This window comes from Streptomyces sp. NPDC048196 (assembly GCF_040652715.1).
Taxonomy (GTDB): Bacteria; Actinomycetota; Actinomycetes; order Streptomycetales; family Streptomycetaceae; genus Streptomyces; species Streptomyces siderophoricus.
This window is the reverse complement of sequence record NZ_JBEZMM010000077.1, coordinates 1-26,910: the sequence shown is the minus strand read 5'-3', so window position 1 is coordinate 26,910 and position 26,910 is coordinate 1. Positions and strand designations below refer to the sequence as shown.

Genomic DNA, 26,910 nt, shown 5'->3' with positions numbered 1-26,910 from the left:
GGCCGGTTGTGTGGACGTAAAGCGACAGCAGTCCACACAACCGGCCCCGGAGGCCCGTCACCGCACCCACCACAAACCCAGCCCGCCGCAGGCGCAACGGCGAGACGCTCCGCGGCGGGAAAGACAGCCATGTACGCGGCGCCGCGAAGCGCAACGGCGAACAAGCCCGACGGCGGGACAGACGGCTACGTGCGGGGGCGCCGCCAAGCGCAACCGCGAGCAACAACCGCGGCGGGACACCCAAGTACGTGGGCGGAAAACCAAGCGTCAGCGAGGCCCGTACTTCCGCCCCGTCCGCGACGTAAGACCCCCCAGCACCCCCCGCGGCGCCAGCTTCACCGCGCCCATGAGGGCCTTGTAGCGGGGGTCGGGGATCGACAGGGACTTGCCGCGCATGAGGTCCTTCATCGCCGCGTCGACCAGCTTGTCGGCGTCCAGCCACATCCAGCCGGGAATGTTGTCCGTGCCCATCCCGGCCCGCTGGTGGAACTCGGTCCGTACGAAGCCGGGGCACAGCGCCATCAGTCGCACCCCGCTGCCCGCCAGGTCGCGCGCCGCGCCCTGCGTGAACTGCACCACCCACGCCTTGCTCGCGCCGTAGGTGCCGCGCGGCACGAACGCCGCCACCGAGGCCACGTTGACCACCGCACCGCGCCGCCGGTCCCGCATCCCGCGTACGCCGGCGGTGGTGAGCCGCAGCACCGCCTCGCAGTGCACCTTCAGCATCGTCAGTTCGTCGGCCATCGGGACTTCGAGGTACTCGCCCTTGTTGCCGAAACCGGCGTTGTTCACCAGCAGATCCACCGGGTGTTTGGCGTCCGAGAGCCGCGCCTCGACCGCCGCGATGCCGTCGTCCGTCGACAGGTCGGCGCTGAGCACCTCCGCCTCGATGCCGTGCCGGTCGTGCAACTCGGTGGCCTGCTCGTGCAGTCGCTTCTCGTCGCGGGCCACCAGCACCACGCTGTGGCCGTCGCTCGCCAGCCGCCGGGCGAACGCCGCGCCGATGCCCGCCGTCGCTCCCGTGATCAATGCAGTCGTCATACCGGCACGCTATCCGCCCGGAGCGCGCCACCGGAGCCCCAACCCCCGCCACCGGAGCCCCAACCCTCGCTACCGGAGCCCCAGCTCCCGCCACCGGAGCCCCAACCCCCACCGCGCGGCAGCTCCTGCCGCTCCGTCCCGGCCCGCGGGTGGCACCGGTCCCGAGGGTGGCAACGGCCCCGAGGTGGCACCGGTCCCGCGGGGCCCCACCGGCCCACAGGTCTCATGCGCGCTCCAGGTACTTCGCCACCTGCCGGCGGGTCTCCTCCGGGAGCGCCTCGCCCGCGTCCAGCAGTTGCGGCAGCAGCTCCCGCCGGCCGGTCAGCGCCCGGAACACCGTCCGGACGGTCACCTCATGGTCCGGGCGGTGCTCCCGCCGGACTCGGTCCCCGGCGCGGATCTGGCCCGGCTCGATCACCCGGAGGTACGCGCCGGGCACCGCGGCCCCGATGAACCGCTTCATCCAGCGGGGCTCTCCCATCCGCCCCTGGAACGTACGGCAGGGGACCCGCGGCGCCGACACCTCCAGCAGGACGTGGTGGCCGATCCGCCAGCGTTCACCGATGCGGGCGTGGGTGACCTCGACCCCCCAAGTGGTGAGGTTCTCCCCGAAGAGCCCGTTGGGCAGCGCGCGGCCCAGTTCGTGCTGCCAGACGTCCAGGTCCTCGCGGGCGTACGCGTACACGGCCTTGTCGTCGCCGCCGTGGTGGCGACGGTCGACCACCGTGTCACCGGTCAGCCCACTGCCGCCGACGCCCCTCGGCCCGGGGGCGCGGACCGTCACCGGGCCGTCCACGGGCCGTTTGAAGATGCCCGTGCCGGCCTCGACGGCGGCGTGCGCGTACGGGGTGCGGTGTCCCAAGTTCACGGTCAGCAGCTTCATACGGAGCTCCGATGCCCGGTCGCGGCGGCAGGATGCGGTCCCTACACCAGGGTGACCGCAATTCGCCCCGGCACGCCCCGCACACTCCGCGCGCCCCCGAGCTTCCGATGCCCGCTCCGTGCACCGTGCGGTGATCCCGGCCCCCGGCCCCGCCCCCGTGCCTCCACGCATGCGCCCGGTGCCTCAAAGCAACCGACCGGTTTTTCCTGATCAACCCAAGACCCGCTTATGCTCGAAACATGATCGAGGCCCGTCACCTCCGCGTGCTGCGCGCCGTCGCCAGGACAGGCTCGTTCTCCGGCGCGGCGCGGGAGCTGGGCTGCACCCAGCCGGCCATCAGCCAGCAGATGAAGGCGCTGGAGCAGTCCGCCGGGACCCCGCTGCTGGTCCGGGCGGGTCGCGAGATGCGGCTGACGCAGGCCGGCGAGGCACTCGTACGGCATGCGGTCGGCATCCTGGCCGGGCTGACCGCCGCCGAGGAGGAGGTCGCGGCCATCGCCGGCCTCCGGGCCGGGCGGGTGCGGCTGGTGTCGTTCCCCTCGGGCAGTTCGACGCTGGTGCCGACCGCCCTGGCGAAGATGCGCGCCGCCCACCCCGGCACCCGGGTCTCGCTGGTGGAGGCGGAGCCGCCGCGCTCGATCGAGATGCTGCGCAACGGCGACTGCGAGATCGCCCTGGCGTTCCGGTACCCGGAGGTGCGCGGGGCGGACCCGGCGGCCGGTGCGGAGTGGGGCGACCTGGTGGTGCGGCCGATCCTGGCGGACCGGCTGATCGGCCTGGTCCCGGACGGCCACCGGCTGGCGAGGGCCGGCCGTGCGCGCTTCACCGACCTGGCCGACGAGCCGTGGATCGCGGGCTGCCCGCGCTGCCGCCGGCATCTGGTGGAGGTCTGCGAGAGCGCCGGCTTCACGCCCCGCATCGACTTCGCGACGGACGACTACCCGGCCGTGATCGGCCTGGTCGGAGCGGGGCTGGGGGTCGCCGCGCTGCCCGAGCTGACCCTCGCGTCGGTACGTCCCAAGGGAGCCACCGCGATCCGGATGGAACCCGCCGTACACCGGGAGATCGTCGCCCTCACCCTGCCGGACCTGGCCCAGGTCCCCGCCGTCGAGGCCATGCTCGACCAGCTGGTGAACGCCGCGGCCCACTGAGCGCCCCAGCACGAAAGCGGACCGGCGGACACAATCAGACGGGCGGCCGCAAGCGGACAGGCGGACGCAAGCGGACAGGCGGACGCAGGCAAACGGACGGGCGGCCGCAAACGGACGGGCGGACGCAGGCAAACGGGCGGATGTAAGCAGACGGACGGACGTAAGCGGGCGAGCGGACGCGACCAGGCGGACGCCCACCCCCACCACCCGCGGGGGCAAGCCGACCCCCGGGACACCGACGCCGACACCGACCCCACGCACACGCCGAACGCCGCGCAAGCCGCAGCTGCCCGCACGCAGAAACCGATCCCGCCCCTGATCCCGAAACTGAACCCGAACCTGATCCCCTCCCTGAACCCGACCCCGATTCCCTCCCCAACCCCGCCGCCCCACCACAGGCAGGTCCCGCCGCCGCATCGCAGGCATGACCTCGTCCCCGCACGAACGATCCCCTCAGGGCTCCCCTGCAGGAACGTTTCTTCCCGAGCTCCGCGCGTCCTTCTCCTCAGTGGCCGGGCGCCCCCGGCCGGCCCGTCATCGAGTTCGCGGGGACCAGGCGGTGGCGGGCCCGGCCCATCAGTTCCTCGCGTTCGTCCTCGGTCAGACCGCCCCACACCCCGTAGGGCTCACGGACGGCCAGCGCATGCGCCGCGCACTCGGCCCGCACGGGGCAGCGCATGCATACCTCTTTCGCCGATGTCTCACGCGCGCTGCGAGCCGCTCCGCGCTCGCCCTCGGGGTGGAAGAAGAGTGAGCTGTCCACGCCGCGGCAGGCGGCCAGCAACTGCCAGTCCCAAAGATCTGCGTTCGGGCCCGGGAGGCGGGAGAAATCTGCCATTGCTTGTCCCCTCGAAGCGATGCGGATTCGGGCTCGGTGCTCACGACCGTACATCTACTGTCGAAGTAGATGTAAATATGACTCATTGCGAATCTAGTCATAGTCAACGCAAAAATGGAAGAAAGGGAGCCAAATAGGGCATAGGGTGCACGCGCGGATGCCGGTCGCCCGATGAGTCGTCTGCGTATCCGGCTCCTCACGGAGCGTGCTGAACTCGGTCGCCGAAGCCGTAACTCTTTCGGGTGACCGTCGTTGAGTGTGCGGAGGCGATTGGCAGAGGTAGCCCTCGGGCAGGTGTCCGAGGCGGCCGTCAATCGCACAGGTGACGATACGTACCAGCCTGGAGGCTCAAGGTGACGCGCATCAGCTGCGGAGGGCGGTCATGACATCCGTCCTCGTCTGCGACGACTCCCCGCTTGCCCGAGAGGCGCTCCGTCGGGCGGTTGCGACCGTGCCCGGCGTCGAGCGTGTGACGACCGCGGCCAACGGCGAGGAAGTCCTCCGCCGCTGGGGTGCCGATCGCTCGGACCTGATTCTGATGGACGTACGGATGCCCGGGCTCGGCGGTGTCGAGACCGTGCGCCGGCTGCTGTCCGCGGACCCGGGCGCCCGGATCATCATGCTCACGGTGGCCGAGGACCTCGACGGCGTCGCGCTCGCGGTCGCCGCCGGGGCCCGTGGCTATCTGCACAAGGACGCCTCGCGCGCCGAGCTGCGGGCGACGGTGACCCAGGCGCTCGCCGACCCGACGTGGCGGCTCGCCCCGCGCCGGCTGCGGTCCGCCGAGATGGGTGCCGCGCCGACGCTCACCGCGCGCGAGATCCAGGTGCTGGAGGGCATGAGTCACGGCCGTTCGAACGCCGAGATCGGCCGTGAGCTCTTCCTGTCGGAAGACACGGTCAAGACGCACGCCCGGCGGCTGTTCAAGAAACTGGGCGCCTCCGACCGGGCCCATGCGGTGGCGCTCGGCTTCCGCTGGGGACTGGTCCGCTAAGGCGTTGTGACGTGCAGCGATGCGGGGGAGTGAAGATCCCCGCCCGCCCTGTGGCGGGCGGGGCGGCATGGTGCCCCGCATGCCCCGGTCGCCGACGGCGGTCCGATTCGCCGCGCGGTGCCGCATCCTTGAGGTATGGAGTTCCTCGGGGACGGGCCGCTCGGGCACGAGGGGAGGGCGCGGGAGATGACTGCCGGCGCACCTGCCGCTCATAACGCTTCAGTGCACAACTACGGACCTGGTGCCGCGGACCGTGCGGCGCCAAGGCACCATGGACCGATGCGCGACGACGGGAAGCAGGAGATCGGCGATCTCGTCGCACGCGCCGTCGAGGGGGACCAGCGGGCCACCCATGACCTGCTGGCCCATGTCCACCCCCTTGCCCTGCGCTACTGCCGCACCCGGCTGTCCCGGCTGCCCGGCGATGCCCGGCACTTCGTCGAGGACCTGGCGCAGGAGGTGTGTGTCGCGGTGCTCTGCGCGCTGCCGCGCTACCGCGACACCGGCAAGCCCTTCGAGGCGTTCGTCTTCGCCATCGCCGGCCACAAGGTCGCCGACCTGCAGCGGGCCGCGATGCGCCACCCGGGCAGCACGGCCGTGCCGTCCGACGAGATGCCCGAGCAGCCCGACGACTCCCTCGGTCCCGAGGAGCGGGCGCTGCTGAGCAGTGATGCCGAGTGGGCCAAGAAGCTGCTGGCCAACCTTCCGGAGAACCAGCGCGAGCTGGTGCTGCTGCGGGTGGCGGTCGGGCTGACTGCCGAGGAGACCGGGCAGATGCTGGGGATGTCGCCCGGTGCCGTGCGGGTCGCCCAGCACCGCGCGCTGAGCCGGCTGCGGGCGCTCGCCGAGCAGTAGCCCTCAGGTGACGTGAAGTCGCCGTAGGAAAGTACAAGTGACGAGGCCCTCATCGCTCGTGGAATGGGCCACCCCCATAGGCCGTTAGCATGGGAGTCCGCGCTGAGGCAAGAGCATTGGGGAAGGTGTCATGAGTGACAACGTCGACGGTATGCCCGCCAAATTCGCCATGCTCGGGCTGACATACGACGACGTGCTGCTGTTGCCCGGCGCGTCGGAGGTGCTGCCCAACGCGGTGAGCACCGCGTCCCGGGTCTCGCGCAACGTCACGGTGAACATCCCGCTGCTCTCCGCGGCGATGGACAAGGTCACCGAGGCGCGGATGGCCATCGCCATGGCGCGGCAGGGCGGCGCGGGCGTGCTCCACCGCAATCTGTCCATCGAGGACCAGGCCAACCAGGTCGACCTGGTCAAGCGCTCCGAGTCCGGCATGGTCACCGACCCGATCACGGTCCGTCCGGACGCCGACCTCGCCGAGGCCGACGCGCTGTGTGCCAAGTTCCGCATCAGCGGTGTGCCGGTCACCGACGCCGCGGGCAAGCTGCTGGGCATCGTGACCAACCGCGACATGGCCTTCGAGATGGACCGCCGCCGGCAGGTCCGCGAGGTCATGACCCCGATGCCGCTGGTCACCGGCAAGGTCGGGATCTCCGGTGACGACGCCATCGAGCTGCTGCGTCGCCACAAGATCGAGAAGCTGCCGCTGGTCGACGACGAGGGCGTGCTCAAGGGCCTGATCACGGTCAAGGACTTCGTGAAGGCCGAGAAGTACCCGAACGCCGCCAAGGACGCCGAGGGCCGGCTGGTCGTCGGTGCGGCGGTGGGTGTCGGTGACGCCGCGTACGAGCGGGCGCAGGCGCTGGTCGAGGCCGGTGCCGACTTCCTCGTCGTGGACAGTGCGCACGGCCACTCCCGCGGCATCCTCGACATGATCGCCAAGATCAAGTCCAACATCAGCGTCGACGTGGTCGGCGGCAACGTCGCCACCCGCGACGGCGCCCAGGCCCTGATCGACGCCGGCGCGGACGGCATCAAGGTCGGCGTCGGCCCCGGCTCGATCTGCACGACCCGGGTCGTGGCCGGTGTCGGCGTGCCGCAGGTCACCGCGATCTACGAGGCGGCGCAGGCGGCGAACGCCGCGGGCGTCCCGCTGATCGGCGACGGCGGCCTGCAGTTCTCCGGCGACATCGCCAAGGCCATCGCGGCCGGTGCGGACACCGTCATGCTGGGCTCGCTGCTGGCCGGCTGCGAGGAGTCGCCGGGCGAGATGGTCTTCATCAACGGCAAGCAGTTCAAGTCGTACCGCGGCATGGGCTCGCTGGGCGCGATGCAGTCCCGCGGCCAGGGCCGGTCCTTCTCCAAGGACCGCTACTTCCAGGACAACGTCCTCTCCGAGGACAAGCTGGTGCCCGAGGGCATCGAGGGCCAGGTCCCCTACCGCGGCCCGCTCGCCTCGGTCGCCCACCAGCTCGTCGGCGGTCTGCGCGCCTCGATGGGCTACGTGGGCTCCGCCGACATCCCCGAGCTCAAGGAGAAGGGCCGGTTCGTCCGGATCACCGCCGCGGGCCTGAAGGAGAGCCACCCGCACGACGTCCAGATGGTCACCGAGGCGCCGAACTACTCCCGGCGCTGACACCCGCAGGTAGCCCCGGGCCCCGTAGGCCCCTACCGTGAGCCCGCGGCCGCACCCCGGCCGCGGGCTCCGGTGCGTCGGGGATACTGGAGACGCAGACGTAGAAGGAAAGGCCACACACGTGACTGAGATCGAGATCGGGCGCGGCAAGCGCGGCCGCCGGGCATACGCATTCGACGACATCGCCGTCGTACCCAGTCGCCGCACCCGCGACCCGAAGGAGGTCTCGATCGCCTGGCAGATCGACGCCTACCGCTTCGAGCTGCCGTTCCTGGCGGCACCCATGGACTCGGTGGTCTCCCCGCAGACCGCCATCCGCATCGGTGAGCTGGGCGGCCTGGGCGTCCTCAACCTCGAAGGCCTGTGGACCCGCTACGAGGACCCGGAGCCGCTGCTCGCCGAGATCGCCGAGCTCGACGAGGCCGACGCGACCCGCCGGCTCCAGGAGATCTACGCCGCCCCGATCAAGGAAGAGCTGATCGGCCAGCGGATCAAGGAGGTGCGCGACGCGGGCGTGGTCACCGCCGCGGCGCTGTCGCCGCAGCGCACCGCGCAGTTCTCCAAGGCCGTCGTGGACGCCGGAGTGGACATCTTCGTCATCCGCGGCACGACGGTGTCGGCGGAGCACGTGTCGAGCGCGGCCGAACCGCTGAACCTCAAGCAGTTCATCTACGAGCTGGACGTCCCGGTGATCGTCGGCGGCTGCGCCACGTACACCGCGGCCCTGCACCTGATGCGCACCGGCGCGGCCGGCGTGCTGGTCGGCTTCGGCGGCGGCGCTGCGCACACCACCCGTAACGTCCTGGGCATCCAGGTCCCGATGGCGACCGCGGTCGCCGATGTCGCGGCCGCCCGTCGTGACTACATGGACGAGTCCGGCGGCCGTTACGTCCACGTCATCGCCGACGGCGGCGTGGGCTGGTCCGGCGACCTGCCCAAGGCGATCGCCTGCGGCGCGGACGCGGTGATGATGGGCTCCCCGCTCGCCCGCGCGACCGACGCGCCGGGCCGCGGCCACCACTGGGGCATGGAGGCGGTCCACGAGGACGTGCCGCGCGGCAAGCGGATGGACCTGGGTGCGGTCGGCACGACCGAGGAGATCCTCCTCGGCCCCTCGCACACGCCGGACGGTTCGATGAACTTCTTCGGCGCGCTGCGCCGGGCGATGGCGACCACCGGCTACTCGGAGCTGAAGGAATTCCAGCGCGTCGAGGTCACGGTCGCGCCGCGGCGGTAGTCCGTGCGGTAGTCCGTAGGGCACGTCAGGGCACGTACGAAAGGCCGGTCATCCTGGTGGGTGACCGGCCCTTTCGCATGCCCAACTGCCTTCGGCCGGGGGCGCCTTGTGCGATGCGGGGGCGCACGGTTGTCTTCGCGGCATATGCGGGCCGATCGGCGGGGCCGGGCCCGATAGCGTTCACGTGGCGCCCCGGCCTTTCGGGAGCGCCCCCTTCCAAGGACTTGGTTCCGGACCCCGGCCCTCGGGGCCCGGCCCGATTTCCGACGGACCGTCCCACCGGGCTACTGGGCGGTGTTGTGGAAGGGGGCGACGCCCATGGGACGTCACCGCAAGCCCACCCGCTGGGACCGGATCCGTCTTCGGATGGTGAAGTGCCGGAGGAGGTGGATCTTGCGGATTTTCGGATGGTGAGCGGCCGCCCCCAAAAGGCTTAGGGGCGGACACTCCGTGATCCATCCAGGAGCCTGCCGCAGTACCGGCTGCGGTGGGCTCCACCTGTTGCGGTGATGGTGAGCGGCCGCCCCCAGAAAGGCTAGGGGCGGACACTCCGTGATCCATCCAGGAGCCTGCCGCAGTACCCGCTGCGGTGGGCTCCACCTGTTTCCGTAAGGTACCCGTGCTGCGCGCCGGGTGCCACCAGCTGCGGAGTTCGGGCCGCGGTGTGCGCCCCCTTCACAGCCGGTGCGCCGCCCCCGTGGGTGTGGTGCCCCTCGTGTCCAGCAGCAGCTGGGCCTTTACCGACAGGCCCTGGAGGTCGTAGGTGCGGTGGGGCTGGAGGAGGAGGGTCAGGTCGGCGGCGGAGGCGGCGTCGTAGAGGGAGTCGGCGCGCGGGACCGGGCGGCCGTGGACGGTCCAGTGGGGGACGTGCGGGTCGTGGTACGTGACGTGGGCGCCGAGTTCGCGGAGGCGGGCGGCGATCTCCCAGGCGGGGGAGCCGGTCTGGTCGGCGACGTCGGGTTTGTAGGTGACGCCCAGCAGGAGGATGCGGGCGCCGCGGGCGGACTTGCCGTGTTCGTTGAGGAGGGTGGCGCAGCGCTGGATGACGTAGTGCGGCATCCGGCCGTTGACCTCTTGGGCGAGTTCGACCATGCGGAGCGGGATGGGGAGGGGGAGGAGGGGGGACGGTGAACCTCCCCGTTCGGTAAGGGAGTTGGGGTCTACTGCGGGGGCGTGGCCGCCTACGCCGGGGCCGGGGCGGAAGGACTGGAAGCCGAAGGGTTTGGTTTCCGCGCAGCGGATGACGTCCCACAGGTCGACGCCGATGTCGTGGCAGAAGACCGCCATCTCGTTCATCAGGGCGATGTTGACGTGGCGGTAGTTCGTTTCGAGGAGCTTTGCGGTTTCCGCCTCGCGGGGGCCGCGGGCGCGGACGACCTTGTCGGTGAGCCGGCCGTAGAAGGTGGCGGCGGCCTCGGTGCAGGCGGGGGTGAGGCCGCCGATGACCTTGGGCGTGTTGGCGTAGTGGTGGGTGCGGTTGCCGGGGTCGTGGCGGCCGGGCGAGTAGGCGAGGTGGAAGTCGCGGCCGGCGGTGAGGCCGGAGCCCGCTTCGAGAAGCGGGCGCAGGAATTCCTCGGTGGTGCCCGGGTACGCGCTGGATTCCAGGATCACCGTGGTGTGCGGCCGTAGTTGTGCGGCCAGGGTGCGGGCGGCGCCGGCGACGGCGGAGAGGTCCAGGGCGCGGTCCTCGCCGAGCGGGGTGGGGGCGCAGATGACGGCGGTGCGGACCCGGCCGAGGGCGGTGGGGTCGGCGGTGGTGCGGAAGCCGGCGGCGAGCAGCCGGCGGAGTTCGGTGGCGGTCAGCGGCCCGTCGGTGGCGGCGTGCGGGTCGGGGTCGTAGCCGAGGGTGCCGATGCCGGCGGTGGTGGCGGCCTGGGCGAGGGGGAGGCCGAGGTGACCGAGTCCGATGACGGCGAGATCTGCGGGCATGCTGCGACCGTCCTTCCCGGGCGGAGGGGGTGGCGGGTGGTGTGCGGGGCGGAAGTGCATGACGTATGCGAAGAGTGCATAAGTAGACTAAGCGGATATTTGGCCCAGAATGGGGATTGAGGGATCAAGGTGGCCGGGGTGTTGCCGTGTGGGTGAGGGGGGATAGCGGCAAGGAGCGCGGTCAGAATCGACGGACGGGGCGGGGCCCCGGTCACGGTGGCCCCGACCACAGCGGGAGGCAGCGGTGAGGACAGCGATACTGGGACCGGCACAGCGGGCCGAGGCGCTCGCCCGAATGGCGGAGCGGGAGCTGGACGTTCTCGTGGTCGGGGGCGGGGTCGTCGGCGCGGGGACCGCGCTCGACGCGGCGACCCGCGGACTGGACACCGGACTGGTCGAGTCCCGGGACTGGGCCTCCGGCACCTCCAGCCGGTCGAGCAAGCTGATCCACGGCGGTCTGCGGTATCTGGAGATGCTGGACTTCGCGCTGGTGCGGGAGGCGCTGAAGGAGCGTGGGCTGCTGCTGGAGCGGCTGGCGCCGCACCTGGTCAAGCCGGTGCCGTTCCTGTATCCGCTGCAGCACAAGTTCTGGGAGCGCTGGTACGCGGGCTCCGGTGTGGCGTTGTACGACGGGATGTCGGTGTCGTCGGGGCACGGCCGCGGGCTGCCGGTCCACCGGCACCTGTCGCTCAAGAAGGCGCTGCGGGTCGCGCCGTGCCTGAAGAAGGACGCGCTGGTGGGCGCGTTGCAGTACTACGACGCGCAGATGGACGACGCGCGGTACGTCGCGACCCTGGTGCGGACCGCGGCGGCGTACGGCGCGCACGCCGCCAACCGGGCGCGGGTGGTGGGCTTTCTGCGCGAGGGCGAACGGGTGGTCGGCGCGCGGGTGCAGGACGTCGAGGGCGGCCGGGAGTACGACGTCCGGGCGCGGCAGATCGTCAATGCCACCGGGGTGTGGACGGACGACACCCAGGCGCTGATCGGGGAGCGCGGGCAGTTCCACGTGCGGGCCTCGAAGGGGATCCACCTGGTCGTTCCCAAGGACCGCATCCACTCGACGACCGGGCTGATCCTGCGGACCGAGAAGAGCGTGCTGTTCGTCATCCCCTGGGGCCGGCACTGGATCGTGGGCACCACGGACACCGACTGGGACCTGGACAAGGCGCACCCGGCGGCGTCCAGCGCGGACATCGACTATCTGCTGGAGCATGTGAACGCGGTCCTCGCCACCCCGCTGACCAGGGACGACGTCGAGGGGGTCTATGCCGGGCTGCGGCCGCTGCTGGCGGGGGAGTCGGACGCCACCAGCAAGCTGTCGCGGGAGCACACGGTCGCGCATCCGGTGCCGGGCCTGGTGGTGGTCGCCGGCGGCAAGTACACGACGTACCGGGTGATGGCCAAGGACGCCGTCGACGAGGCGGTGCACGGGCTGGACCAGCGGGTCGCGGAGTGCGTCACCGAGGAGGTGCCGCTGGTCGGGGCCGAGGGGTACAAGGCGCTGTGGAACGCCCGGGCCCGGATCGCGGCCCGCACCGGACTGCACGTGGCGCGGATCGAGCACCTGCTCAACCGGTACGGCGCGCTCACCGAGGAACTGCTGGAGCTCGTGGTGGGCAATCCTTCACTGGGCGAACCACTGACCGGCGCGGACGACTATCTGCGCGCCGAGGCGGTCTACGCCTGTACGCACGAGGGGGCGCGCCACCTCGACGACGTGCTGACCCGCCGGACCCGGATCTCGATCGAGACCTTCGACCGCGGGACCCGCTGCGCCCGCGAGGTGGCCGAGTTGATGGCGCCGGCGCTCGGCTGGGACGACGACCAGGTCGAGAAGGAGATCACCCACTACCGCAAGCGGGTCGAGGCGGAACGCGAATCGCAGCGCCAGCCGGACGATCTGACGGCGGATGCGGCGCGGCTGGGGGCACCGGACATCGTGCCGCTGTAGCCCCGCAGGCTGTGGCCGGCTGCGTGATCCCCTTATTTGTTGGGTGTCCTATGTGGGGGCGCAGAACTCGGCGCTCAGCACCGCGGTCGTGTCGGCCGGGTCCAGCCGGTCGTCCGTGTTCACGCGGTAGCTGACGACGTGTCGTCCGCCGACGGTGCCCGCGGACTGTGCGAAGGACCCGTTGATGTCGCCGTTGTGGCCCCAGACCGTCACCCCGCAGGGCAGCCGGGTCGCGTAGAGGCCGAGGCCGTAGGTGCCGCCGGTGTGCCGCTCGCTGCGTATGGCGGCCATCTGGCGCGGCGGCAGGAACTTCCCGCCGAGCAGGGCGGAGAAGAACCGGTTGAGGTCGCCCAGGGTGGTGACCATCTCCCCGGCCGCGCCGGCCCGGCTGGGGTCCAGCGAGGTGGCGTCCACCCGCCGGTCGCCGATCCGGGAGTACGCGCGGCCGTGCGGTGACGGCAGCGCCGGGTCGGTGCCGGGGAACGAGGTGTGGCCGAGCCCGGCCGGGAGGAGGATGCGGCGGCGGATCTCGGCGGCGTACGGGTGGCCGGTGACCGCCCGGATGATCAGGCCGAGCACCAGGTAGTTGGTGTTGGAGTAGGCGTAACGGGCGCCGGGTGCGGCCACCGGCGGGTGGTGGAGGGCGATCCGCAGGAGTTCGGCCGGGGTGTGGCTGTCGTAGCGGTGCGCGGCGAAGTCGGGGCCGGAGAAGCGGCGGGCGAGCCACGGGTCCTGGGTGTAGTTGAACAGGCCGCTGGTGTGGTCGAGCAGCTGGTGGACCGTCACGTTCCGCAGGTCGACACCGCCGTGGCCGGCGGTGACCGGGACGCCCGGCGGGAGGTGGGCGGCCGCCGGATCACTCAGGCGCAGCCGCCGCTCGGCGACGAGCTGCAGGACGACCGTCGCCACCAGGGGCTTGGTGAGGCTGCCGGCCCGGAAGTGGTCCGCCGCGGTCATCCGGCGCCGGCTGCGCAGATCGGCGTAGCCGGCCGTGGAGAAGCGCGGGGCGGGGAACCGGCCGGCGCGGGTGATGAGCGAGGCCGCGCCCGGGGCGCCGTCCGCGACCAGCCGGTGCAGTGCGGGCACCGTGGTGGCCGGCGGCCGGGCGACGCTTCCCGCCGGCGGCACACGGGTGGTGGCCGGCCGGCCCGCGCAGGTCGGCAGGGCCAGTGCGGCCACTGCGGCCAGCGCCGCCGCCACGGCCGGCCCGGGCGGACGCATCGTCATCGGGACTCCCGTTCGTCGGGGCCATCATGACGGGTACGCGGTGCCGCCCGGCACCGACCCGGGCCTTCCGCACGGCCGCGGATGAGGGAGAATGAAGGCTCTGCCAGGGTGGGTTGTCCGAGTTGGGTCAGTTTGGCGATCGATGCGATGTCAAGGCTGCCAACTCGGCTGGATTGCCGAGGGGATTCAGTGGGCGACGAGGTCGAGATGGACGGCAAGGAGGGCAGGCTGCTCGCCGGCCGGTACCGGCTCGCCGATGTTCTCGGCCGGGGTGGCATGGGCACCGTCTGGCGGGCACGCGACGAGGTCCTGGGCCGTACGGTCGCAGTCAAGGAACTGCGCTTCCCGGGCGGGGTCGAGGAGGACGAGAAGCGCCGGCTGATCACCCGCACGCTGCGCGAGGCCAAGGCGATCGCCCGGATCCGGAACAACGGCGCGGTGACGGTCTACGACGTGGTCGACGAGGACGACCGGCCGTGGATCGTGATGGAGCTGGTCGAGGGCCGCTCGCTCGCCGAGGTCGTACGGGACGACGGCCCGCTGACGCCGCGCCGCGCCGCCGAGGTCGGCCTCGCCGTGCTCGACGTGCTGCGCGCCGCGCACGACGCCGGCATCCTGCACCGCGATGTGAAGCCGTCCAACGTCCTGATGTCCGACGACGGCCGGGTCGTGCTCACCGACTTCGGCATCGCCCAGGTCGAGGGCGACCCCTCGGTGACCTCGACCGGCATGCTCGTCGGCGCGCCCTCCTACATCTCCCCCGAGCGCGCCCGCGGCCAGAAGCCCGGCCCGCCGGCCGACCTGTGGTCGCTGGGCGGCCTGCTGTACGCCTGTGTCGAGGGCGTGCCGCCCTACGACAAGGGCTCGGCGATCGCCACGCTCACCGCCGTGATGACCGAGCCGGTCGAGCCGCCGAAGAGTGCCGGTGCGCTGGAGGAGGTCATCTTCGGGCTGCTGGTGAAGGACCCGCAGGCCCGGCTGGACGACGCCGGTGCGCGGTCGATGCTGCTGGACGTCATCCACGCGCCGGAGAAGACCGAGCCGCCGATGGACGCGACCCGGGCGATGGCGCTGCCGACCGTGCCCGGCGAACGCACCCCGGCCAGGCCGAAGGACGCGCCGAAGACCAAGGCCGCCCCCAAGCCGAAGGCCGCCAAGAGCGGTGCCCCGGCGCGGCCGCAGCGCAAGCCGAAGGAGAAGCCGGCCGCCGCGCCGGCCGCGGCGTCCGGTGCGGCCGGGGCCACCGCGTCCGCCGGTGCGTCCGCGAAGGCGCCGGCCCGGCCGGAGCAGAAGCCCGCCGCGGTCGCGACGCAGCGGCCGGCCGAGGGCGGCACGGCGGCGGACCGGCCGTCCGGTGGCCGCCCCGGCTTCGACGGCGAGGCCGCCAAGGAGCGGGTGCGCGCCGCCCTCAAGTCCGTGCGCAACGCCGCCGCCGCGGCCGCGGCCCGGGCGGACTCCAGACCCGGCGACGGGGACCGCCCGTCCGCCCCGCGTGCGTCGCTGACCGATGTCGTCCCGCGCCGCACCCTGATCACCGTGGCCGTGGTCGTCGTCCTCGCGGTGCTGGGCACGGTCCTGGCGCTCTCCCTCGGCGGCGACGACACCGGCACGAAGGGCAGCGGTTCTTCGGGCAAGGACGGCAAGGGGTCCTCCGCGGCCCGCACCAAGCCCTCGACCGACGCGGCCGACGCGAACGGTGACGACGCGAACGGTGACGACGCGAAGGGGGACGACGCGAACAGCGACGGCCCCGGCCAGCCGGGCCCGGCGCCGAGCGCCGACCAGGCCGGCGACAAGGGCGGCGCGGACGGCAACGGCGGTGGCGGCGGCGGGAAGGGCGGCGCGAAGCTGCCGGACGGCTACGCCCAGAAGACCAACGGCACGTTCCACTTCCGTATGGCCATGCCCAAGGGATTCCGGCAGACCGGCACCGCAGGGCAGGGCTCCGGCGCCATATACAGCGCCTCGGGCGACGGCTTCCCCCGCGTCCAGGTCGACTACAACGCCAAGCCCGGCAAGGACGCCGCGGCCGCCTGGCGCAGCCTGGAGCCGAGCGTGCGCGGGTCCAGCGACGACTACCACCTCATCGGCATCAAGACGGTGAAGTGGCGGGGCTATCCGACGGTCGCCGACTGGTCGTTCACCCGCACCCAGGACGGCGAGAAGGTACGGGTCCTCAACCGCGGCTTCCGGGCCGACGACGACCACGGCTACGCCATCATGATCACCTGCAAGGCGGACAGCTGGTCGGGCAAGGAGTGCCAGCAGGTCATCGCCACCGCGTTCAAGACCTTCGCGGTGAAGGACTGAGCGGACCCGGGCCGGTGAGAGGCGCGGACGGACGCATCAACGGGCCGGGCGGGCGCACCGTCCGGCCCGGGCACGTATCGTGAGACACCGAAGACCGTACGCATCCGCATTCGGTGGGAACGCGACCGGAAGTGACCGACGGCGCCCGTGCCGGAGGGTGGCGGAGGCGGGGCGGTAACACAGCACGCGCTGCGGGGAGGCGTCGTGGACGAGTACGCAGGGCGAGTGCTCGCCGAGCGCTACCGCCTGCCCGTGCGCCCCCTCGGCGACGACGACTTCACCGAGTCCCGGGCGTTCGACACGTTCAGCGGGCAGGAGGTGCTGGTCCGTCAGGTACCGCTGCCCGAGGTCGTGGAGGCCGAGGTGCTCGAAGCGGAGGCGGTGGGCGCGGGCCCGGCCGGTCCCGGCGAGTGGAGCGGCGGCGGCCGCTTCGGCGGCTTCCGGGCGACGGGGGTGGCCGACCGCAGCCCCCGCGACCCGGCCGTACGCCGTGCACTGCAGGCCGCCACGACCGTGGCGCAGCTCCCCGACCATCCCCGGCTGGAGCAGGTCTTCGACGTCTTCGCCCAGGACGGCAGCCTGTGGATCGTCGGCGAACTCCTCACCGCCCGCCCGCTGTCCGCACTGCTCGCCGAGCGGCCGCTGACCCCGCACCGCGCCGCGGAGATCGGCGCCGACCTGCTCACCGCGCTGCGGATGCTGCACACGGACGGCCGGCCGCACCGCAACATCACCGCCCGCACGGTCCTGGTCTGCGCCGACGGCCGGGCCATCCTCACCGGGCTGGCGGCGGGCGCGGCCCAGGAAGCACTGTGCGGAGACGATTCGCCTGCCGCGGACGACACCGACGACGCCCGGCCCCTCACCGGGCTCGCCGCCGAACGCGCGCGGCAGGCGCGGCTGACCGTCGTCGGCCCGGTCACCGAACGCTGGGCGCCCGAGCAGGCCGCGCCGGTGGGCGAGGACGCGCCGTTCGCCCGTCCGGGCCCGGCCGCGGACCTGTGGGCGGTCGGCGCGCTGCTGTTCCGGAGCGTGCAGGGCCATCCGCCGTTCCCCGAGGACAGCACCGCCGAACTCGCCCGGCTGGTACGGTCCGGGCCGCCCGTGGACGCGGCCGGGTGCGGGCCGCTGCGCCCGGTCGTCGAGGCCCTGCTGCACCGGGATCCCGCCGAGCGCCCGGACCTCGACGAGGTGCGCCACGCGCTGCGCACGCTGATCCGTACGGCCCCGGAGCCGGAGGCCGAGCGCCGGCTGGTGACGGTGCCGGCGCTGGAGCAGGGCGGTGCCCCGCGGTGGCTGCCGATCGTGCGGCGGCGCGGCGAACTCGTTCGCAAGGGGCGGCACAAGAAGGGCCGGCCGGCCGGACGCGCCGGGCAACCGGCCCCGGCGGCCGCCGCCCCGGCTCCGCCCGCCGCGCGCCCTCCGCACCCGCGCCGGATGCCGCCGGCCGAGGAGCGGACCTTCCCTCCCGCCAGCTCGAAGGAGCAGGGGGGACCCGCCTCGCCGCCGGCCCGGCTGCCCCGTCCGCCGAAGCAGCCCAAGCCGCTCCGGCAGCCGAAGCCGTCCCGGGCGGCCCGGCCCGCCCGGCCGCCGCGGGGGACCGCCGCCGCGCACCGGGACGCCTACGAGCCGGATCTGCTGGCCTCCGGGCCGCGGCCGGAGCGGCCCCGCCGCGGTGCGCCGCGCAACCTCGGCCGGCTGCTGCTCGGCGCGATCCTGCTGCTCCTCGTCGGCGCGGTCGCCTACGCCATGGCCTTCCTGCCGAAGGCGGGCGAGGACGCCAAGGAGGGGCGGCGCGGCGCGGACCGGGCCGCCACCTCGGGTGCACCGCCCGCCGGTCCCGCTCCGACCCCGTCCGGCGGCAAGGACGGCGGTGCGCCGGACCCCGGTGAGCCGCGGCCCACCGCGCCCGCCGACGTCGCCCCCGGCTTCGCGCTGCGCACCGACCCCCGGGGCTTCCAGATCGCGGTCCGCGACGGCTGGCAGCGGCGCGCCGCCAACGCCCAGGGCCAGGTGCGCTATCTCGGCGGCGACTACGAACTGCTGGTCGTGCCCGGCCGGGACAGCACGGCCCGGTACGGCGCGGACCCGATGGCGTACCTCCAGAACAAGGAGCCCGAGCTGGCCCCGTACCGCGGCTCCAGCTGGGCGACCGCGGCCGGGCTGCGGCGGATCGACGTGGGCCGGACGGCGATGGCGGAGGGCACGTTCACCTGGCGCGACGGCAGCGGCCGGGAGGTCTACGTCCGCAACCTCGCCATGATCCACAACGGCCGCTACCACCTGGTCCTGGTCATCGGCCCGGACGGCTCCGGGCGCCGTGAGGTCGACCGGCTCTACGAGCAGGCGACCAGCTCGTACCGGCCCCGGTGAGGCCGGTGCGGTTCAGCGCCGCCCGGAGAGCTCGCGTTCCAGCGGGGTCCGGAAGCGGGGCGTGATCCGGACCGGGCCGACCCAGGCCGCGAGCCGGGCGGCCTCGGCGGTCACCGCGTCGGCCGCCTCGCCGCCGCCGTCGCCGGTCAGCAGCCGCCAGACGATCTCGCCGTCCGGGCGCTGGGCCCAGCCGCCGATGATCCGGCCGTTCCACCACACCGTCGGGCCGATGTTGCCGCTGCGGTCGAAGAGCTGCGGTACGTGGTCCGGGTCGAGGTACCAGTCCCGGGCCTTCCAGCCCATGGCGGTGGGGTCGAGCGCGGGCAGCAGGGCCGCCCAGGGCTCCGGTTCGGGCACCGGGCCGAGGTCGTCGGGCAGGGCCAGCCCGGTCGTGCCGTCGTCCAGCGTCACCTCGACGGCGTCGGTGGCGGCCACCGCCCGCCGGGTGTCGGTGAGCGTCCAGCCCGTCCACCACTTGAGGTCCTCGACGGTCGCCGGGCCGTAGGCGGCCAGCCAGCGGCGGGCGAGCGCGGCGCGGGCCTCGGCGGCCGGCGGCGCGGGCAGGTCGGCGAACGCGGTGCCGGGCGTCCAGCGGAAGGAACTGCTGGTCCAGCTGCCGCGCGGACGGCCGCGCCGGACCCGGCCCTCGGCGGCCAGCACCCGCAGCAGCCGGCTGGAGACCGCGACGGTGGCCTCGTACGGTTTGCCGGGCGAGACCACGACGCTCTCGCGCAGGGCGGGCACGTCCTCGGTGAGTTCGGCCGCGGCCGCGGTGCCCCGGGCGGCCAGCGCGGCCAGTGTCTTCTCCTCCACCTCCGCCAGCCGCCGCTCGTCCCAGCCGACGCCCGTGGCGAGCCAGCCGACCAGCCCGGCGCGCTCCTTGGCGGCGATCGCCCGCCCGGTGGAGGAGGACACGACCGGCGCGAGGCCGGCGCCGACCGCGAACAGGGTGCGCCGCATGGCCAGCAGCCGGACCAGGGTGTGGTCGTCGTAGAGCGCCCGCTCGACCTCGGCGGGGTCCGGCACGGTCAGCCGGGCGCAGGCCGCCAGGTGCACGGTCGCCGCGTCGGTGGCGTGCAGCGCGACCAGCGCGTCGGCGACCTCCTCGGGGCGGCCGGCGCGGCATGCGGGGGCGAGCAGATGCCGCCGCCCGAGGCGGGCCCGGCGACCGGCGGTGTCGATACGGGGTCGGGAGTGACTCATGGGGCGACCGTACGGGAGGTCGCGGACGGCGGGTGTCCTCTTTCATGGGTCCGCCGGCTTCATGAGTCCGCCGGCTTCATGAGTGTGCCGGTTTCATGAGTCTCCCGGTGCCGGGCGGGCCGCCGCCGGCCCCCGAACCGCTCCCGCAGCTCCTGCTTGCGCACCTTGCGCAGCGTCGCCCCGCGTGGCAGCGTGGCCACCACCTCCAGCTGCTCGGGCAGCTTGTACCGGGCCAGCCCCTGGCCGAGGAGGTGTGCGCAGACCGCGTCGAGCGTCAACTCCGGTGCCCCGGGCGGCTGTTCGACGACCGCGCAGACCCGTTCGCCACGCCGGTCGTCCGGCAGTCCGATGACGGCGGCGTCCGCCACGTCCGGGTGCCGGTAGAGCAACTCCTCGATCTCCTGGGCGGAGACGTTCTCGCCCTTGCGGATGATGATGTCCTTGAGGCGGCCGGTGACGACGAGGTGCCCGGTGGGTGTGAGGCGCCCGAGGTCACCGGTGGGCAGGAACCCCTCCGCGTCGAACGGATCGGGCTCACCGAGATAGCCCCGGCACACCGCCGGGCCGCGCAGCCGTATCTCTCCGGTGCCGGGCGTGATCCGGATCTCCATACCGGCGGGCGGCCGGCCGTCGGTGGTGGCGAGGTGCTCCGGGCTGTCGTACGGGTCGCCCATGGTGACCATCGGGGCCTCGGTCAGCGCATAGCCGTGGGTGAGTTGGCAGCCCAGTTCGGCGACGACCTCGTGGTACAGCGCGGGCGGTTTGGGCGCGCCGCCGCCGGCGAGCAGCCGCAGTGCCGGCAGCAGCCGCCGGCCGGGCGGCAGTCGGCGCTGTTCGGCGAGGAAGAGGGTGTAGAAGGCGGTGGAGCCGCCGGCGAGGGTGACGCCGTGCCGGCGGTAGGCGGCCAGTGACCCGGGCAGCGCGAAGCGTTCCAGCAGCAGGGCCGGGATGCCGCACAGCAGGAGCATGACGGTGTAGTCGGGGCCCGCGACATGGGCGTACGGGAAGGCCATCGAGCCGACGTCGGACGGGTCCGGCCGCAGCGCCTCGGCCAGCCAGCGGCCGGCCGTCCGCAGGGAGTGGTCGGTGTGCCGGACGCCCTTGGGTCCGGCGGTGGTGCCGGAGGTCCAGTAGATCCAGCGGACCTCGTGGGCGTCGGCGGGTGGGGGCGGCAGGAGTGCCGGGTCGCCGTCCGGCAGCCCGCCGCCGGCCCGGTCGTACGCGGCGATGACGGTGGCCGCGAGGTCCGCGCGGCCGTTGCGGACCGGCCCGGGCACGAGGAGGAAGGCGGCGCCGGTGCGGCGCAGCACCTGCCCCACCTCGTGGTCGCCGTAGCCCGGGACGACCGGGCTCTGCACCGCGCCGAGCCGGGCCAGGGCCAGGCTGACCAGGACCGTTTCGATGCGGGTCGGCAGCTGCCAGACGACCGTGCAGCCGGGTCGTACGCCGCGTGCGTACAGTCCGGCCGCGACCCGCTCGGCCCGCCGCCGCAGCCCGCCGAAGCTGATCCGCCGCTCGTACCGGGCCGACTCCGCCCCCTGGATCAGGGCGGTGGCCTCCGGACTGCGGGCGGCCCGCCGTACGACCAGGTCCCAGAGGGTGCCACCGGCCATGTCCCCTCCCGCTGCACGTATCTGACGTACCGTCAGTCAATGCGGCCGAGGGTAGAGGCGGACGCCTTGTCGGTCCAGGGGTACCCGTCTAGCCTGATGGCTGAAACTGACGAATCGTCAGAAAGCTGAGTCGGCCCGAGGTGAGGGGACACGATGGACCTCGCGTACACCGAGGAGGAAGAGGACTTCCGCGCCCGGCTGCGCGGCTGGCTCGCGGGCGTCCTCCCCACTCTGCCCCCGCGCCCCGACCCGCTCGACTGGCCGGGGCGCCGCGCCTACGACACCGCCTGGCAGCGGATGCTGTACGACGCGGGATACGCCGACGTCCACTGGGCGGCCGCCCCCACCCTGCGGCTGATCTTCCTGGAGGAGACCGAACGCGCCGGGGCGCCCTACGTGGGCGCGAACTTCGTCGGACTGCTGCACGCCGGGCCGACCGTCGCGGCCGAGGGTACCGAGGCCCAGAAGCGCCGCTGGCTGCCGCCGGTGCTGCGCGGCGAGGAGATCTGGTGCCAGGGCTTCAGCGAACCGGAGGCCGGCTCGGACCTCGCGTCGCTGCGGACCCGCGCGGTGCGCGACGGGGACGCGTACGTGGTGACCGGGACCAAGATCTGGACCTCGCACGCCGAGGTCGCCGACTGGTGCGAACTGCTCGTCCGCACCGACCCCGCCGCCCCCCGGCACCGGGGCATCACCTGGCTCGCGATGCCGATGGACGCCCCCGGCATCACCGTCCGGCCGCTGCGCACCCTCGCCGGGTCGGCGGAGTTCGCCGAGATGTTCCTCGACGAGGTGCGGGTGCCGGTGGACTGCCGGGTCGGCGCGGAGAACGACGGCTGGCGGGTGACGATGGTGACGCTGTCGTTCGAGCGCGGCACCGCCTTCGTCGGCGAGGTGGTGGCCTGCCGGCGGGTGCTGACGGAGGTCGCCCGCCGGGCCCGGGCGAACGGCCGCTGGGACGACACCGTGCTGCGCCGCAGGCTGGGCCGGCTGAACGCGGAGTTCGCCGCGCTGTGGCGGCTGACCCAGTGGAACGTCAGCGAGGCGCAACTACGGGGCGGCGGGCCCGGTACCGGCGGCTCCGTCTTCAAGCTCCGCTACTCGCATGCCCGGCAGGAGCTGTACGACGCGGCGGCCGAGGTGCTGGGGGCCGGCGCGCTGGACGCGGACGAGGAGTGGACCGCCGACCGGCTCTCGTCCCTCTCGTACACCATCGCGGCCGGTACCTCGCAGGTGCAGCAGAACATCATCGCCGAGCGGATCCTCGGCCTGCCGAAGGGGCGGTGACCGGCCGGTGCGCTTCCAACTGACCGACGAACAAAGGGCGTTGAAGACCGCGACGCGGGAGCTGCTGGCGGCCCGGTTCGACCGGGACCGGCTGCGGGCGGCGACCGGGGATCCGGTCCCGGACCGGGCGCTGTGGCGGGAGCTGGGCGCGGCCGGGTTCTTCGCGCTGCGCCTGCCGGAGGAGGCCGGCGGTGTGGGGCTGGGGCTGCCGGCGGCGGTACTGGTCTTCGAGGAGGCCGGGCGGGCGCTGCTGCCGGGGCCGCTGGTGGCTTGCCAGCTGCTCGCCGGGGTGGTGGACGGCGTCGCGGACGGCGAGAGGATCGTCGGGCTGTGCGACGGGGACGGTGAGCCCGTGCTGTGGGAACACCCGGACGCCTGCGATGAGTTGATCTTGCTGGAGGGTGGCGCCCCGGACCTCGCGTACGGGGCCGGGGGCGCGCAGGGGCGCACGGCCAGCGCATACCGGAGCGTGGCCGGCGAGGTGTCCCGCGCCCCCTTTGCCTCCGTCGACCCCCTCACCCCGCTCGCCCGCGTCACCGACCACCCGCGGACGACTCCGCTCAACGTTCCGGACGTGCCCCGGCTGCGCGAAGAGGCCGCCCTGCTCACCGCCGCCCAGCAACTGGGCAGTGCGCTCCGTACCGTCGAGACGGCGGTCGGTCACGCCCGCGTACGCACCCAGTTCGGCGCGCCCATCGGCTCCTTCCAGGCGGTCAAGCATCTGTGCGCGCAGATGCTCGTACGGGCAGAAATCGCCAGAAGTGCCGTATATGCCGCATCCGTGACGGGTGAGGCCGCCGACGTCGCGGGCGCGAAACTGCTCGCCGACGAGGCCGCGGTGCGCAACGCCCGGGACTGCCTGCAGATTCACGGCGGTACCGGCTTCACCTGGGAGGCCGATGTCCATCTGCACCTCAAACGGGCCTGGTTGCGGGCCGGTTCCTGGGGCACGGCCGGCGAGGCGGAAGAGCTGCTGGCGGCGGATCTGGCCGGCTGAGGGCGGGCGGTTCGGGATGCGGGGCGGTGGGCCCGTGAGGGCCGATGTCAGACTCTGGCAACTCGTGTGCGAAATGTCGGACTCACCACACAGAAGTGGTCACGGAGGGTCGATATCGGGTTGTGTCCTAGGCGTGACTCGTCACAGGGGGGAGTCGGCGCCCCGCTCGGGTACGCTCCGTCGGGTGCGAGTGGTTCTGTGGCGCAACGAACCCGGTGCCGTCGGAATGACGGCTCCGGCGTACGGACTGCGCGCCGCCCGCCTTGGCCGAGGGCCGGCCACTCCCCGTTGTTCGACTCCCCGCAAAGTGCGTCGCACAGTATGCAGGACGCATACTCCCTTGCGCTGGAATATGCCCGAAGCGCTTGTTGGGGTGACTGAACGTCAACCATGCTGTGCGTCGCTGGGGTCACGCACTGTGACTCCATGGAGGCGCGAGGCGATGTTTCCGCCGGTTCGGATGGTGTGAGCGGTGCAGGTGCTTCAGGTGCAGTTGGACGTACGGCCCGACCCCGCGGAAGTGGGGCGGGCCCGGCGATGGGCCAGGTCACGGCTCCTGGGATCCGGCATAGGGGCGGACGAGCCGCTCGCGGAGACGCTGATCCTGCTGATCTCCGAGCTCGTGACCAACGCCGTGGTGCACACCGGCACCGCGGCCTCGCTGCGGATGTGCTTCTCCGGGTCCGGCGCCGTCGTGGGCACCGTCCGGGTCGAGGTCACGGACGCCAGCGCCCGCCCGCCGCGCCAGCGGCACGCCGACGGTGACGACACCAACGGGCGCGGCCTGGAACTGGTCGACGGACTCGCCGACCGCTGGGGCTGGCAGCCGGAAGGCGCCGGCAAGCGGATCTGGTGCGAGGTGGACCGCGGCCGTCCGCTGCTGATGGCGACCGGGTCCGACCTGGGGGCCTACGAAGACCGGTGCGCCGTATCGCGCCGGATGTGACATCCACGGTGCCGTAGCGCACCCTCAAGTCCGGGCCGGGTGTTGACGTAACGTGCCCGTTTGATCACGCTGGGACAAGCGATGCGCCGTGAGGGGACGCCGAGGGCGGGAAGCGGCCGGGTCTGCGTACTCGGCCCCGGCCTCGACGAGTGCGGATCGCGGCCCGGTGGGGGGCGGGGGTGGCGGTCCGCGGTGCCGTGCTCGGGGCGCGCACACGCGCGCACCGCCACCCGGCCGGCCCGTCGCGGGCGCGGAGACAGGCGCGGAGACGGGCGCGGCCCGGGTCAGAGGATCGCCACCGGCGCGACCGGGGTGCCCGAGCCGCCGACGAACGGTTCGGCCATCGCGGACAGGAAGAACGCAGAGCGGCCCGCCTCCGCGCAGGCCGCCGACAATTCCTCCAGGTTCCAGTTCTGGCCCTGCAGCATGCCCATCTCCACCAGGTGGAGCGCATGCACCGGCATCCACAGGCCCTCGATCTCGGGCGGGAAGATCTCGAACGTCAGGGTGTCGTTGGCGACCGCCGCGACATCGCGGGCCCGGAACCACTCCGGGGTGCGCACCGACAGCCCCGGTGACGGGAAGGCGTAACCCTGCCGGTCGCCGGCGAGGTAGTGCTGCAACTGCCCGGTCCGTACGAGGACGATGTCCCCGGCCCGGACCCTCGTCCCGGCCAGTTCCTCGGCGGCGTCCAGGTCCTCCGGCGTGACCGCGTGCCCGCCGGGCAGCCGGTCGGTGCCGTGCGCCCGGGCCACGTCCAGCAGCACGCCCCGGGAGGTGATCGGGGTGGCCTTCTCGATGCCGAGGACGGTGGCGCCGTCGTGGGCGGTGACGGACGTGGCGGGGCGGTCGTTGTAGAGCCGGCCCGAGTGCGAGACGTGGGTCAGGCCGTCCCAGTGGGTGGCCGCCTGGAGGCCCATGGTGACCGCGTCGTCGGAGGTGGCGACCGTGCCCGGCCCGAAGATCTCCTGGTTGATCGCGACCATCGTGTGCAGCGGATTGACCCGGCCGGGGATCATCCCGGTCTGCACACCGTCCTGTCGTAGCGGCAGCGCGAGCGGGACGCGGCGGCCGCTGCGGATGCAGCCGGCGGCCTCCCGTACCACCTGCTCGGTGATCAGGTTGAGCGTGCCGATCTCGTCGTCGGCGCCCCAGCGCCCCCAGTTGTTGACGCGTCGGGCGATCTCGTGGAACTCCTGCGGCAGCGGCATGGGGCCCTCCGGGGTCTTGTGTTCGGCTCGCGCCTGCCCAAAAATCTAACGGTCCGTCAGAAACTGCGGGAAGGGGCGCGGCATGGGGAACTTCTTGGCCGGCAAGGTGGTCGCCGTCACCGGGGCCGGGCGCGGCATCGGTCGGGCGGTGGCGCTGGCCTGCGCACAGGAGGGCGCCAAGGTCGTGGTCAACGACTACGGGGTCGCCATCGACGGCGCCGCACCGAGCAGCGAGGTCGCCGAGGCGGTGGTGAAGGAGATCGAGGCGGCCGGCGGCACGGCGACCGCGGTCGCCGACGACGTGTCCACGATGGCGGGCGGCCAGCGGATCGTCGACACCGCGCTGGCGCAGTACGGCCGGATCGACGGCGTCGTCTGCGTGGCCGGCATCCTGCGGGAGCGGATGCTCTTCAACATGTCCGAGGAGGAATGGGACCCGGTGGTCGCCACCCACCTCAAAGGCACCTTCACGGTCTTCCGGGCCGCGGCCGCGGTGATGCGCCGCCAGGGCTCCGGCACGCTGGTGGGCTTCACCAGCGGTAACCACCAGGGCTCGGTCTCGCAGGCCAACTACTCCGCAGCGAAGGGCGGAATCATCTCGCTCGTCCGGAGCGCGGCCCTGGGCCTGCACAAATACGGCGTGACGGCCAACGCGGTCGCCCCCGTCGCCCGCACCCGGATGTCGGCGAACGTCCCCATGGAACTCACGGAGATCGGCGAACCGGAGGACGTGGCGGCCTTCGTCGTCTACCTCCTCAGCGACCACGCCCGCGAGGTGACCGGCCAGGTCTACACGGTGGCCGGCCCCAAGATCGCGGTCTGGGCCCAGCCGGTGGAGCTGCGCTCCGTACATGCCGACGAGGGCGGCTGGACGCCGGAACGGGTGGCGGAGCTCGTACCGGACGCGGTGGGCGTCGACCCGATGCCGCTGCTGCAGCGGCTGTCTGAGATGGCCGCGGCCGCGGGGCGCGCGAAGCGCTGACATCCCACGTAGCTGTCTGCTGCGCCGCGGGTCGTCTCGCCGTTGCGCTTTGCGGTGCCTCCCACGTAGCTGGCTGTACCGCCGCGGGGCGTCTCGCCGTTGTGCTTTGCGGCGCCCCGCACGTAGCTGGCCGTCCCGCCGCAGGGCGTCTCGTCGTTGCGCCTGCGGCGGGCTGGGTGGGTGTCGGGTGCGGTGACGGACCTCCGGGGCCGGTGTTTGGGACAGCTGGCGCTTTACGTCCCAAACACC

General features: G+C 73.1%; 20 protein-coding genes. 12 read left to right on the top strand and 8 right to left on the bottom strand.

Annotation, left to right across the window (positions count from 1 at the left end):
• Window positions 1–267 precede the first annotated feature (267 nt).
• Both AB0E02_RS36850 and AB0E02_RS36845 read right to left on the bottom strand, forming a co-directional pair.
• Complete coding sequence (locus AB0E02_RS36850; protein WP_362148310.1) at window positions 268–1,041, bottom strand: SDR family NAD(P)-dependent oxidoreductase; 774 nt, start codon at window positions 1,039–1,041, stop codon at window positions 268–270.
• A gap of 223 nt (window positions 1,042–1,264) precedes the next feature.
• On the bottom strand, window positions 1,265–1,924 hold the full coding sequence (locus AB0E02_RS36845; protein ID WP_362148307.1) for an MOSC domain-containing protein: 660 nt from the start codon (window positions 1,922–1,924) through the stop codon (window positions 1,265–1,267).
• A 239-nt stretch (window positions 1,925–2,163) separates the two neighbouring features.
• Here AB0E02_RS36845 and AB0E02_RS36840 point away from each other — a divergent pair, with 239 nt between their 5' ends.
• Window positions 2,164–3,075: a LysR family transcriptional regulator gene (locus AB0E02_RS36840; RefSeq protein WP_362148303.1), complete on the top strand. Its 912-nt coding sequence runs from the start codon at window positions 2,164–2,166 to the stop codon at window positions 3,073–3,075.
• 505 nt (window positions 3,076–3,580) lie between these two features.
• On the opposite strand, the gene AB0E02_RS36835 is transcribed toward AB0E02_RS36840, so the two are convergent.
• On the bottom strand, window positions 3,581–3,913 hold the full coding sequence (locus AB0E02_RS36835; protein ID WP_030416371.1) for a WhiB family transcriptional regulator: 333 nt from the start codon (window positions 3,911–3,913) through the stop codon (window positions 3,581–3,583).
• A gap of 382 nt (window positions 3,914–4,295) precedes the next feature.
• On the opposite strand from AB0E02_RS36835, the gene AB0E02_RS36830 reads away from it, so the two are divergent.
• The 4 genes from AB0E02_RS36830 to AB0E02_RS36815 all read left to right on the top strand — a co-directional run bounded on the left by AB0E02_RS36830 (window position 4,296) and on the right by AB0E02_RS36815 (window position 8,632).
• Window positions 4,296–4,907 (top strand): response regulator transcription factor, encoded by a 612-nt coding sequence (locus AB0E02_RS36830; RefSeq protein ID WP_003948568.1) that lies wholly within the window; start codon window positions 4,296–4,298, stop codon window positions 4,905–4,907.
• Between the two features lie 279 nt (window positions 4,908–5,186).
• Window positions 5,187–5,762, top strand: coding sequence for a sigma-70 family RNA polymerase sigma factor (locus tag AB0E02_RS36825; RefSeq protein WP_018090849.1), 576 nt, complete (start codon window positions 5,187–5,189; stop codon window positions 5,760–5,762).
• A 130-nt stretch (window positions 5,763–5,892) separates the two neighbouring features.
• The gene (guaB, locus tag AB0E02_RS36820; protein ID WP_201803266.1) at window positions 5,893–7,395 is read left to right on the top strand and encodes an IMP dehydrogenase; all 1,503 of its coding nucleotides are present in this window, start codon (window positions 5,893–5,895) and stop codon (window positions 7,393–7,395) included.
• 121 nt (window positions 7,396–7,516) lie between these two features.
• The gene (locus AB0E02_RS36815; protein WP_030416369.1) at window positions 7,517–8,632 is read left to right on the top strand and encodes a GuaB3 family IMP dehydrogenase-related protein; all 1,116 of its coding nucleotides are present in this window, start codon (window positions 7,517–7,519) and stop codon (window positions 8,630–8,632) included.
• Between the two features lie 675 nt (window positions 8,633–9,307).
• On the opposite strand, the gene AB0E02_RS36810 is transcribed toward AB0E02_RS36815, so the two are convergent.
• Window positions 9,308–10,561 (bottom strand): nucleotide sugar dehydrogenase, encoded by a 1,254-nt coding sequence (locus AB0E02_RS36810; RefSeq protein ID WP_362148297.1) that lies wholly within the window; start codon window positions 10,559–10,561, stop codon window positions 9,308–9,310.
• A 244-nt stretch (window positions 10,562–10,805) separates the two neighbouring features.
• On the opposite strand from AB0E02_RS36810, the gene AB0E02_RS36805 reads away from it, so the two are divergent.
• Entirely contained in the window at window positions 10,806–12,512 is a 1,707-nt protein-coding gene (locus AB0E02_RS36805; protein WP_362148294.1) for a glycerol-3-phosphate dehydrogenase/oxidase, read from the top strand.
• Between the two features lie 48 nt (window positions 12,513–12,560).
• Here the strand turns inward: AB0E02_RS36805 and AB0E02_RS36800 are convergent, their stop codons facing one another.
• The gene (locus AB0E02_RS36800) at window positions 12,561–13,739 is read right to left on the bottom strand and encodes a serine hydrolase domain-containing protein (RefSeq protein WP_362148291.1); all 1,179 of its coding nucleotides are present in this window, start codon (window positions 13,737–13,739) and stop codon (window positions 12,561–12,563) included.
• Between the two features lie 189 nt (window positions 13,740–13,928).
• Between AB0E02_RS36800 and AB0E02_RS36795 the strand changes: the two genes are divergently transcribed.
• Window positions 13,929–16,049, top strand: coding sequence for a serine/threonine-protein kinase (locus tag AB0E02_RS36795; RefSeq protein WP_362148288.1), 2,121 nt, complete (start codon window positions 13,929–13,931; stop codon window positions 16,047–16,049).
• 204 nt (window positions 16,050–16,253) lie between these two features.
• Window positions 16,254–18,422: a protein kinase gene (locus AB0E02_RS36790; RefSeq protein ID WP_362148285.1), complete on the top strand. Its 2,169-nt coding sequence runs from the start codon at window positions 16,254–16,256 to the stop codon at window positions 18,420–18,422.
• A gap of 12 nt (window positions 18,423–18,434) precedes the next feature.
• On the opposite strand, the gene AB0E02_RS36785 is transcribed toward AB0E02_RS36790, so the two are convergent.
• Window positions 18,435–19,625, bottom strand: a complete 1,191-nt coding sequence (locus tag AB0E02_RS36785) for a winged helix DNA-binding domain-containing protein (RefSeq protein ID WP_362148282.1) — start codon at window positions 19,623–19,625, stop codon at window positions 18,435–18,437.
• A gap of 59 nt (window positions 19,626–19,684) precedes the next feature.
• Window positions 19,685–21,238, bottom strand: coding sequence for an AMP-binding protein (locus AB0E02_RS36780; RefSeq protein ID WP_362148279.1), 1,554 nt, complete (start codon window positions 21,236–21,238; stop codon window positions 19,685–19,687).
• Window positions 21,239–21,391: 153 nt separating this feature from the next.
• Between AB0E02_RS36780 and AB0E02_RS36775 the strand changes: the two genes are divergently transcribed.
• From AB0E02_RS36775 to AB0E02_RS36765, 3 genes are all read left to right on the top strand, one after another.
• A complete protein-coding gene (locus AB0E02_RS36775; RefSeq protein WP_362148276.1) occupies window positions 21,392–22,525 on the top strand; it encodes an acyl-CoA dehydrogenase family protein in 1,134 nt (377 codons plus the stop codon).
• 7 nt (window positions 22,526–22,532) lie between these two features.
• On the top strand, window positions 22,533–23,522 hold the full coding sequence (locus tag AB0E02_RS36770) for an acyl-CoA dehydrogenase family protein (protein ID WP_362148273.1): 990 nt from the start codon (window positions 22,533–22,535) through the stop codon (window positions 23,520–23,522).
• 472 nt (window positions 23,523–23,994) lie between these two features.
• Window positions 23,995–24,468, top strand: a complete 474-nt coding sequence (locus tag AB0E02_RS36765) for an ATP-binding protein (RefSeq protein ID WP_030416359.1) — start codon at window positions 23,995–23,997, stop codon at window positions 24,466–24,468.
• A gap of 284 nt (window positions 24,469–24,752) precedes the next feature.
• On the opposite strand, the gene AB0E02_RS36760 is transcribed toward AB0E02_RS36765, so the two are convergent.
• On the bottom strand, window positions 24,753–25,679 hold the full coding sequence (locus AB0E02_RS36760; RefSeq protein WP_362148268.1) for a cyclase family protein: 927 nt from the start codon (window positions 25,677–25,679) through the stop codon (window positions 24,753–24,755).
• Between the two features lie 82 nt (window positions 25,680–25,761).
• Between AB0E02_RS36760 and AB0E02_RS36755 the strand changes: the two genes are divergently transcribed.
• Window positions 25,762–26,661 (top strand): SDR family oxidoreductase, encoded by a 900-nt coding sequence (locus AB0E02_RS36755; RefSeq protein WP_362148265.1) that lies wholly within the window; start codon window positions 25,762–25,764, stop codon window positions 26,659–26,661.
• Window positions 26,662–26,910: the final 249 nt, after the last annotated feature.

Bases quoted from the DNA above. Each gene is read 5' to 3' on its own strand.
- AB0E02_RS36755 (WP_362148265.1), top strand. From the start codon at position 25,762: ATGGGGAACTTCTTGGCCGGCAAGGTGGTCGCCGTCACCGGGGCCGGG.
- AB0E02_RS36830 (WP_003948568.1), top strand. From the start codon at position 4,296: ATGACATCCGTCCTCGTCTGCGACGACTCCCCGCTTGCCCGAGAGGCG.
- AB0E02_RS36845 (WP_362148307.1), bottom strand. From the start codon at position 1,924: ATGAAGCTGCTGACCGTGAACTTGGGACACCGCACCCCGTACGCGCAC.
- AB0E02_RS36780 (WP_362148279.1), bottom strand. From the start codon at position 21,238: ATGGCCGGTGGCACCCTCTGGGACCTGGTCGTACGGCGGGCCGCCCGC.
- AB0E02_RS36785 (WP_362148282.1), bottom strand. From the start codon at position 19,625: ATGAGTCACTCCCGACCCCGTATCGACACCGCCGGTCGCCGGGCCCGC.
- AB0E02_RS36825 (WP_018090849.1), top strand. From the start codon at position 5,187: ATGCGCGACGACGGGAAGCAGGAGATCGGCGATCTCGTCGCACGCGCC.
- AB0E02_RS36840 (WP_362148303.1), top strand. From the start codon at position 2,164: ATGATCGAGGCCCGTCACCTCCGCGTGCTGCGCGCCGTCGCCAGGACA.
- AB0E02_RS36775 (WP_362148276.1), top strand. From the start codon at position 21,392: ATGGACCTCGCGTACACCGAGGAGGAAGAGGACTTCCGCGCCCGGCTG.
- AB0E02_RS36800 (WP_362148291.1), bottom strand. From the start codon at position 13,739: ATGACGATGCGTCCGCCCGGGCCGGCCGTGGCGGCGGCGCTGGCCGCA.
- guaB (WP_201803266.1), top strand. From the start codon at position 5,893: ATGAGTGACAACGTCGACGGTATGCCCGCCAAATTCGCCATGCTCGGG.
- AB0E02_RS36810 (WP_362148297.1), bottom strand. From the start codon at position 10,561: ATGCCCGCAGATCTCGCCGTCATCGGACTCGGTCACCTCGGCCTCCCC.
- AB0E02_RS36850 (WP_362148310.1), bottom strand. From the start codon at position 1,041: ATGACGACTGCATTGATCACGGGAGCGACGGCGGGCATCGGCGCGGCG.
- AB0E02_RS36835 (WP_030416371.1), bottom strand. From the start codon at position 3,913: ATGGCAGATTTCTCCCGCCTCCCGGGCCCGAACGCAGATCTTTGGGAC.
- AB0E02_RS36760 (WP_362148268.1), bottom strand. From the start codon at position 25,679: ATGCCGCTGCCGCAGGAGTTCCACGAGATCGCCCGACGCGTCAACAAC.